2 pseudogenes are annotated in these 1293 nt (G+C 79.4%); one reads left to right on the top strand and one right to left on the bottom strand.

The features are described 5' to 3' along the window. Window positions 1-428 (top strand): annotated as a pseudogene (locus GTW08_RS29070) (gfo/Idh/MocA family oxidoreductase); the annotation flags it as partial. A 34-nt stretch (window positions 429-462) separates the two neighbouring features. On the opposite strand, the pseudogene GTW08_RS29065 reads toward GTW08_RS29070, so the two are convergent. Further along, window positions 463-1293 (bottom strand): annotated as a pseudogene (locus GTW08_RS29065) (hypothetical protein); the annotation flags it as partial.

Genomic DNA, 1293 nt, shown 5'->3' with positions numbered 1-1293 from the left:
GGCCGTTCGCGGCGTCGTCGTGGCGGGCCGAGCACGGGGCGCTGCTCGACGTCGGCCCGCACGTCGTGGACCTGCTCGACGCGGCGCTGGGACCGGTCGTCGACGTCGACCACGCCCACCGCGACGAGCCCGACCTGTGGCGGATCGGCCTCGTCCACGACGGCGGCGCCCGCAGCTCTGTGGTGCTGTCGCTGCGTGTCCCGGTGGATCCGACCGAGTTCGAGGTGGCGCTGGTCGGCGGGCTCGGGGAGGACGGCCGCGGCCGGTACGTGCTCGACCGTCGCCCGGCCGACGCGGTCGCCTGCTTCGGCGCGCTGCTCGACGACCTCGCCGACGCGATCGACTCCGGCGCCGACCTCCCGGTGGACGCCGCACGGGCGCTGCACCTGCAGCGGGTGATCGACCGGATCGTGCGCGCGGTCGGCTGATCCTCCGCACCGGCCGCCGGGCCCGGCCGGGATCTCAGCCCCGGTCGGTGCGGGCGGTGCCGTTGCGCGGGGTCGGTTCGCCGCCGTTCTCGCGGGCGGCGAGCTCCTCGTGGAGGCGCTGCAGCAGGTCCTGTTCGGTGGGGGTGAGCCGGTCGGCCAGGCCCCCGGCGGGGCGGGGTCGCGGCCGCGGCCTCGGCGCGGGTGCGTCCGCGGGCCCCGTCGTGGGGTCCTCCGCCGGACCCGGCGCGGGGTGCTGCGTCGCCCGTGCGGCGGGCTCCGTTGCGGGGGCGACGACGTCGGCCGGTTCCGTGGGGTCCTCCACGGTGCCGTCCCACCCGGTGGTGTCCCGCTCGGTGGCGTCCCACTCGTCCGGCTCGTCGTCGGTGAGCAGGAGGTGCCGGGGGCGGCGCTCCCCGTCGGCCGGGGCCGGGGGTGTCGGGGCGCGCAGGATCGGGACGCCCGGAGGTGGGGTGGGGGCCTCGTCGACGGGGTCGGCCTCGTCGGCCGGGGGCCGGGGGCCGGTGGGCCCGGTTCCGGCCGGTCCGGTGCCTGCGGGGCGGTCGAGTCCGGCCCGGATGTCCGGAGCCGGTCCGGCGTGGGCCGGGTCCGCCGGGGCGTCCTCCGTGGCCGGTGCGGCTCCGTTCGTCTCGGCCCCGGCGGGCGACGTGCCGACGTGGTTCCGGTCGGATCCGGGCCCCGGGTGTGCCGGCCCGGCGGTGGGGCGGGCCGGGTCGTCGCCGGTGGTCACACGGTGGGCGGGATGCGCCGCGCCGTCGCGGCGGTCGTCGTCGACGGTCACGGTGGCGGTCGCGGCGGGGACGACGTGCGGCGTGCCCGGGACGGTCTCCTCGACGTCGCTCCGGTC

This window comes from Pseudonocardia sp. SID8383 (genome assembly GCF_009864975.1).
GTDB classification, from domain to species: Bacteria; Actinomycetota; Actinomycetes; order Mycobacteriales; family Pseudonocardiaceae; genus Pseudonocardia; species Pseudonocardia alni.
Note: the sequence above shows the minus strand (reverse complement) of the source record. Positions and strands in the feature narration are given on the sequence as shown.